Annotated in this window: 2 protein-coding genes; one reads left to right on the forward strand and one right to left on the reverse strand. The window is 67.6% G+C overall.

Going from position 1 to position 3,586, the window contains the following annotated elements; genetic code table 11:
- The first annotated feature begins 91 nt into the window (after nucleotides 1–91).
- A complete protein-coding gene (locus ABZT03_RS43390; RefSeq protein WP_356049722.1) occupies nucleotides 92–2,608 on the forward strand; it encodes a hypothetical protein in 2,517 nt (838 codons plus the stop codon).
- Nucleotides 2,609–2,769: 161 nt separating this feature from the next.
- On the opposite strand, the gene ABZT03_RS43395 is transcribed toward ABZT03_RS43390, so the two are convergent.
- On the reverse strand, nucleotides 2,770–3,586 hold an 817-nt coding region (locus tag ABZT03_RS43395; RefSeq protein ID WP_356049723.1), incomplete at its 5' end, for a phosphotransferase.

Here is a 3,586-nt window from a genome sequence, read left to right on the forward strand (position 1 = left end):
CCTCGAAACTTCGCGAAGTACACCAGGGACACGATCGCAGGCACCACCGACAACAGCCCCGATCACAAGATCAGCGACAGAGCCGAATTACGTGATCGTCCACACCGCCGTCTTCCTCAACGCCCTGCTCGCCACGGTCCCGCTCGCGGCAGGCGCCGGCATGCGCTGGGATGTGGCCCATCCGTACGTCAAACGGCACGCCGCCGCGCACGCCGTCGACGTCGGCGCCGAAGCGTTGAGCCGACTCGTGGAAGATCCACAGTTTCTGGTGTATGCCGAACCTGGCCACCTGGTCTCGCAGCTTCCCCACGTCACCGGAAACGTCGCGATCCGGCACGCCCATGTCTACCGGGGGACGACCGCCTACCATCGCGGGAACCAAACTGCTGCCGCTCGTCGCGACTTCCTCGCGCTCGACGCCGCAGCCCGGCACGACCTTCCGCTGGCCGAGGCCCTGTCGGGTCTCTTCTTCGACCACCAGCCTGCCTTCGCCGTCCCGCGCTGGGCCACCACCCGCAGCACCGCGGCCGCCCGTCTCCACACACTCAGGGGCCATGGCGGCAACATCCGCAGCCTGGCCACGGACACCTTGCCCAATGGACAAGGCGTCGTCGTCGCTGGTGACCACGGCGGTGATCTCATCGTCTGGAGCCTGGTAACCGGCGAGTCTCAACGTTCTCTCAGTACGGGGGTCGGCCCCATCAGCGCTGTGGCCAGTGTTCAGTCGCCGGACGGCCATATCGTCGTCGCCGCCAGTGACAGCGGGTACGTGGTCTTCTGGAATCCAGTCGGTGAAAGCGCCGTCACGGTCCCGTCGCGTACTGAACATCTGCTGAGAACCACCTTCTGCGGTGGTGCTTTCTGTGACAACCAAAGATGGTTTATGCGCAATAGCAGCGATGCTGAGAAGAGGCCCCCGTGCCGGAGCTGCCCCTCTCCGCACATTGTGAAGTTCCATGAGGCGTGGCCCGGTCACACCGGTGCAGTCAAGTGTGCGGCCACCGGTGTTCTGCCGGGCGGCCAACTGATCGCCGTCACGGTGGGCAGCGACAACCGGACGGTGCTCTGGGACGCGACAACCGGCGAGCAGCTGAATGTCTTGGAAGACCGCTCCTTCTCGTCGGTCGATGTGGCGAGCTCGCCAGACGGGCGACGCGTCGTTGCGTTCCTCAGGCACGAGAAACAGGTGATCGAGTGGGATCTCCTGGCCGGCACCCAGCGGCTGGCGCTGACCTGCTACTCCAGCCGCTCTCGCGAGGACACCCCGCAAACTGGCCCGAACGTCGCGTATCTGTTTGAGGACACCGACGCGGACGCCGCCGTGGCCACTGAAGGAAACAGCGCTGTGGTCTGGGACCTTGCCAACGGCGAACGCCGCCACACCCTTGTCCACCCTCGTGGGAGCACGGTGGACGCCGTGGCCCTGGACCGCCTCTCCGATGGGCAGGCCGTCGCGGTCACGGCAGGAAGCACCGGGCGTGTGCTGATGTGGAACCTGGACACCGGTCACGAATATGTCATGCCGTCAGGACTCCTCACCGGTCAGGTGCACGCGATCGTGACGGGAAGACTGCCGGACGGGCAGACCGTTGCTGTCACCGCCGACAGCCAGCATCAAGTCATTGTCCGGCAACTGGAGTTCGGCGGCGTACGACTCGTCTCGCCGGGCCACTTCAACACCGTGAACGCCCTTGCCGCCGGGACCTTGAGCAACGGGCGGACTGTCACTGTCTCCGTCGGCAGGGACGGGCGGGCGATCGTGCGGGACGCGGCCACCGGCACGCCCTTGCACACCCTGGCCCGGCCGCACACGACATCGATCCACGCCGTCAGCCTCACCACACTGGGAGACGGCCAGGACATCGCGGTCACCGCCGCAGGCGACGCGCGTGTGGTGCTGTGGGACGTGGCTGCGGGCCGGTACCTGCGCACGCTTCCCTACATGGGGGTCGTGAAGCTGGCCTCGTCGGGCACCCAGGAAAGCGGCACCGGCCGCGGTCTTCTCATCACCGGTGGCGCGGACGGGCGGGTCGCCGCTTGGGACCTCACCACGGACCGGCCCCTCCACGTCTCACCGACTGCTCCCGCCCCCGTCACGGCAGTGGCAACCGCGGTTCTCCCCTCGGGGCAGACCGTCATCGCCGCTGCCCACCGCGACGGCGGGATCACGATCCGGGACTTGCCCACAGGCCAGCACTTGAGCACCCTTGCCCACAGCAGGAACGGCAGCATCCTCGCCACAGGACTCTCGGCTGAGGGGCACAGCCTTCTTGTCGCAGGCGGCGCGGATGAACGTCTACTCACCTGGGATCTCTCCACCGGCCGGCTCCTGCACACCGTTCCCATCGGACGCATCGCCGCCCTGGCCACCGCCACGCTGCCCCACGGGCAGACTGCTGCCGTCATCGCCGACCTCGACGGCCGGATCACCGTCCACGATCTCCTCACCGGCAGCCGTCTATGCGCCCCCTTCCAGCTGCCCACACCCACCGGTGCCATCGCCACCACCGATGACGGCCTGGCTCTCAGCTACGGCCCGGGCATGGCCTTCCTGCGCTGGGCTGCCCCGGCCGTGCACCACAACCGCCAGGACGCCTTCGCGGAATAAGGCGAACACGGCTGCGCCGCGATGGGAGGGAGGTGTTCGACGTCTCAACTCTGGGCCAGTCTGCTGGCTGCGGCGGAAGTGGACACATCGACCCGTGTGTAGGGCCGCCGAGAATGCCGAGACCCCGCCGTGGCGGGTCTGGGGAATTATGTGGGTGCCCGTCAGGGCTGGGATTGCCGGTGTTTGTGCCAGGCGTGCGTGGCGTGCTGCATCGGCTTCGCCCAGGGGTCTTCGCTCTGGGCGGCGATCGAGTCCCACAGCCGGTGCTGGGCAAGGGCGAACACGTCGAGGCCGGCGGGCGGGGCCTTCCCCCATGCCGGGTGTGTGGCGGCGGCGCTCTCTGCCTGGCCGGGTGTGTGGCCGTGGGCGATGAGCCAGAGCAGCCACAGGGCGGGGTCGATCCAGGCGGCGCCGGTGGAGGCCCATCCCCAGTCCACGAGCAGTGCGTCGTTGCCCGTCATGAGGACGTTGTGCGGGTTCCAATCGGTGTGCAGCAGGCTGTTGCCGGCGAACCAGGACAGGTCCGCCACGTCGTCCACGTACGTCCTGAGCCGGTGCGGCATGGACTTCAACTCGACCCGTGTCACCTCGGGCAGGTCGCCCAGCTTGATCATGGTGGCCATGACCGCGGGCAGGTCGCTGGATTTGGGCGTGTAGTCGGCGTGGCCGCCCTCGACGTACTTGAAGCCGAGGAGACTCCATCCGTCTTCTTCGATGTGCCACAGCAGTGTCGGCGCGATGCCCCAGAGGTAGGGGGCGATCTGCGCCTCTCGCTTCTGGGTCCACACCCACGGGTGATCGAGGGGCAGGCCTTTGACGAACATGGTCCGCTCGGACGTGCGCACGCGAGCGGCGATGGCACTGTTCAATCCGGCGGTGACGGTCTGGACGTCGACCACGGGGCCGCTGACCTTCTCAATGATCCGGAGCACGGTGTCCGGGAGCTCGGTCAGGCGCGGGGTGGGCAATGGAGTCTCC

It is taken from the genome of Streptomyces sp. NPDC005574 (assembly GCF_040605435.1).
Lineage (GTDB): Bacteria > Actinomycetota > Actinomycetes > Streptomycetales > Streptomycetaceae > Streptomyces.